Raw genomic sequence first — 3,753 nt, 5'->3', positions numbered from 1 at the left:
GGCGCCCGGCGGCGCGCTGTTCTGCGAGAACTGCGGCTACGACTTCACGACGGGCGCCCTGCCCGACCCGGTCGACCCGCCGTCCGCGCTCTCGCTCGACCCGCCGTCGCGCCCGACACCGTCCGCGGCCCCCGTCCCGGGCACGCCCTCGGTCTCCACGCCGCCCCCGCTGCCGGCCTCCGCCGCGACCCCGGCGTCGTCGTCGACCCCGCCCCCGCTGCCCGCCTCGGCCGCGGCCCCCGCACCCGAGGCGGGCGCCACGGGCGAGCCGTCGGCCCCCGCCGGGCCCGCGTCGTCGGGCACCCACCTGCCGACGCCGCCGGTCCCGGGTCCGGACCAGTGGGTCGTGGAGATCTGGATCGACCCCGACTGGTACACGGCGCAGCAGCCCGAGGACCCGATGCCCTCGGCGGGCCTGCCCGGCCTCGTCGTGCTGCGCGAGCGCAGCGTGCTCGTCGGGCGTCCGTCGGTGTCGCGGGGCATCCACCCGCAGGTCGACTGCGGCGCGGACACGGGCGTCTCCCGTCGGCACTGCCAGCTCAGCACGGACGGCCAGCGGTGGTGGGTCGAGGACCTCCAGTCGTCGAACGGGACCTACGTGAGCCCCGCGGGCGAGCCCCTGCCGACGGACCCGGTCCCCGCCGGGCAGCGGCGCGAGCTGTCCGACGGGGACCGGATCTACCTCGGCGCCTGGACGCGGCTCGTCGTCCGCAAGGCGCTCCCGGGCGAGGTCTGAGCGGGGCTCAGCCCTCGCCCGCCCGGGGCTCGGCCTCGGCCGTGATCTGCGTCGCCGCACCGCTGCCCGCGCGGTGCGCGACCTCGATCCGGCGAGGCCGGGCCTCCTCCGCGACGGGGATGGTCAGCGACAGCACCCCGTCCTCGTACGACGCCGAGATCTTGTCCAGCGCGAGCCCGCGCCCCACCGTGAGCTGGCGCGCGTAGGTCCCCGAGGGGCGTTCGCGCGCGAGCCACTGGACGTCGGGGTCGGTCCGCGGGCTGCGCTCGGCGCGGATCGTCAGCGTGCGGTCCTCGACGGACACGTCGATCGTCCCCGGGTCGACGCCCGGAAGGTCCATCGTGAGGACGTAGTGGTCACCCGCCCGGAACAGGTCGAGCGGCATACCACCCGACGCCGACGCAGCCGTCGCGCGTGCCCCGGACGCGAGCTGGCCGACCAGCCGGTCCATCGCGTCGAAGGTGGTCGTGAACGGGTCGGTCATCGCAGCCACACCTCTCACCTCCCTCGTCGGTCGGTCCCGGACCGTCCGGGACCGGTCGGTGCTCCCGCGAGGTAGGCACCTCGCGGGGCGGCTACACGTCTGTTTTAGCACTCTCCCCCGGAGAGTGCCAAGAGGTCGTCGCGAACCTCCGCCGGGGGCCACCCGGGAGCACATTTGTCGGCTTCGCTCGGACCCACCTCCCGTCGGCGGGATCCTATTGGGGGAACCCTCCAACCGGTTGTGCGATTCGTGCACGCAGCGCCATCGCGGTCGTCCGCGCCCCCGTCGTCGCGCAGCGCGGCGAGTCGGGAGAGTGGACGTGGCCACGGCGGGTCGAGCACCGATCCGCGACGACGACGCAGGGAGCGCCATGACCGACGCATCGACCGGGACGACGACGTCCGGCACGCCCCGGACCGCCACGACGACACCCGGCCCGGCGGCCGGGACCCGGGGACCGCTCACGCTCGACGCCGGGGACGCGGCGCGCGTCGCGACGTTCGCGGCGCTGATCGCGGCGCTCGGCATGCCCGGGTCGGTCGCGCTGTTCGGGAACGCCGTCCCGATCACCCTCCAGACGCTCGGCGTCATGCTCGCCGGCACGATCCTCGGTGCGTGGCGCGGTGCGCTCGCCGTCGCGACGTTCCTCGCGCTCGCGGCGGCAGGGCTCCCGGTCCTCGCGGGCGGCCGCGGCGGCCTCGGGGCGTTCGTCGGCCCGTCCGCCGGCTACCTGGTCGGGTTCCTCGTCGGGGCGGCGGTCGTGGGCCGGCTCGTCGACCGGCTGCGCCGGGTGGCGTTCGTCGGTGTGCTCGTCGCGTGCCTCGTCGGCGGGGTCGCGGTGGTCTACGCGTTCGGCGTGCCGGTCCAGGCGCTCGTCACGGGGGTGCCGCTCGCGACGACCGCGCAGCTCTCTCTCGCGTTCGTGCCCGGCGACGTCCTCAAGGCGCTGGCCGCCGCCGCGATCACCGTCGGCGTCGTGCGGGCCTACCCGGCCGCGCGGCGGTCGGGCCGCTCCGCAGGCCGTCCCACGGCCGCCGACCGCGCCTCCTCCTGACACCTGCGAGAGTGTCCGCGTGCCCGTCGCCCACCAGGTCCTGACGCACGCCGCCCACCCGGCGGTGCGCGACCGTCCCGCCCTGCGCACCCCCGAGCGGTCGCGCACCTACGCCGCGCTCGCCGCGGACGTGCGCGCGGGCGCGACGCACCTCACCGCGACGGGCACGCGTCCCGGCGACCTCGTCGCCGTGTCCCTGCCCGACCCGCTGGACCTGCTGACAGCGGTCCTCGCCGCCGACCACGCCGGCGCGACGCCGCTGGTGTGCGACACGGCGTGGCCGCGCGCGCACCGCGCGGAGGTCCTGCGCACGCTGGCCCCCCGCACGTTCGTCGAGGTGCCGCTGCCGCGCGGGACCGGCGCCGTACCCGACCTCGTGCCGGGGCTCGCCCCGCCGGGGGGTACGCGCCCCGGCACGGACCACGTGCCCGCCCCGGACGACCTCGCGTGGGCGGGCTTCTCGTCGGGCAGCACGGGCCGGCCGCGCGCGGTCGTGCGCACCCGCGCGTCGTGGGCGGGGTCGTTCGACGACGTCACGCGGCTCCTCGGCCTCCGCCCCACGGACACCGTGCTCGTCCCGGGGCCCCTCGCGTCGTCCCTCTACTGCTTCGCCGCCGTGCACACGCTCGCCGTCGGGGCGTGCGCGTATCTCACGCGCACCCCGGCGGCCACGACCTCCGCGCTCGCGAGCAGCGACGTCGTGCACCTCGTGCCGCAGGTCCTCGACGACGTGCTCGACGCCGTCGCGGCGGGAGCGCCGTCGCGACTGCGGCACGCGGTCGTCGGCGGCGCGTCCCTCGCCCCGGGGGCGCGGTCGCGCGCGGCGGCTCTCGGCATCGACGTGCTCGCGTACTACGGCGCGGTCGAGCTGTCGTTCGTCGCCTACGACCCGGACGGGTCGGGGCTGCGCGCGTTCCCGGGGGTCGACCTGGCCGTGCGGCCGCTGCCCGCGGCGAGCGTCGGTGAGGTCTGGGTCCGCTCGCCCTGGGTCTCGCGCGGGTACCTCGCACGCGCCACCGGTCCGCTGCGCCGCGACGGCGCGTGGAGCACCGTCGGCGACCTCGCCGACCCCCTGCCCTCGCCTCCGACGGGCGCCGCGTCCTCGTCGGCAGCGGCGGCACCCGCGGGGGCCGACCGCGGCGGGCTCGTGCTGCGTGGCCGCGGGGACGGCGCGATCCTCACCGGCGGGTCGACCGTCGTTCCGGAGGACGTCGAGGTCGTGCTGCGCGCCGTGCCGGGCGTCCGGGACGTCGTCGTGCTCGGGACCGCGCACCGTCGCCTCGGCGCGGTCGTGAGCGCCGTCGTGGAGTGCGACGACCGGCCGGGGCTGCGCGCCCACCTGGAGCGCGTCGCGCGCGCGGCGCTCGCCCCGGCGCAGCGGCCGCGGCGCTGGTACGGCACGCGCGCCCTCCCCCGGACCCCGTCGGGCAAGCCCGCGCGCGGGGCCGTGAGCGAGGCCCTGCGCGGGACCGACCCGGC

Annotated in this window: 4 protein-coding genes; 3 read left to right on the top strand and 1 reads right to left on the bottom strand. The window is 77.8% G+C overall.

The window, feature by feature from the left end:
• Positions 1-736: FHA domain-containing protein (locus CCE02nite_RS21150; protein WP_308463708.1), on the top strand; the 736-nt coding region annotated here is incomplete at its 5' end.
• A 7-nt stretch (positions 737-743) separates the two neighbouring features.
• Here the strand turns inward: CCE02nite_RS21150 and CCE02nite_RS20185 are convergent.
• Positions 744-1,229 (bottom strand): Hsp20/alpha crystallin family protein, encoded by a 486-nt coding sequence (locus CCE02nite_RS20185; protein ID WP_371861951.1) that lies wholly within the window; start codon positions 1,227-1,229, stop codon positions 744-746.
• 361 nt (positions 1,230-1,590) lie between these two features.
• On the opposite strand from CCE02nite_RS20185, the gene CCE02nite_RS20180 reads away from it, so the two are divergent.
• Both CCE02nite_RS20180 and CCE02nite_RS20175 read left to right on the top strand, forming a co-directional pair.
• The gene (locus CCE02nite_RS20180) at positions 1,591-2,274 is read left to right on the top strand and encodes a biotin transporter BioY (RefSeq protein ID WP_141391369.1); all 684 of its coding nucleotides are present in this window, start codon (positions 1,591-1,593) and stop codon (positions 2,272-2,274) included.
• 19 nt (positions 2,275-2,293) lie between these two features.
• Positions 2,294-3,753 (top strand): class I adenylate-forming enzyme family protein (locus CCE02nite_RS20175; RefSeq protein WP_141391368.1); only part of this gene is annotated, 1,460 nt, incomplete at its 3' end.

Source organism: Cellulosimicrobium cellulans (genome assembly GCF_006539945.1).
Taxonomy (GTDB): domain Bacteria; phylum Actinomycetota; class Actinomycetes; order Actinomycetales; family Cellulomonadaceae; genus Cellulosimicrobium; species Cellulosimicrobium cellulans.
The sequence above is the reverse complement of the archived record's forward strand: the minus strand, read 5'-3'. Positions and strand labels throughout refer to the sequence as shown.

Bases quoted from the DNA above. Each gene is read 5' to 3' on its own strand.
- CCE02nite_RS20180 (WP_141391369.1), top strand. From the start codon at position 1,591: ATGACCGACGCATCGACCGGGACGACGACGTCCGGCACGCCCCGGACC.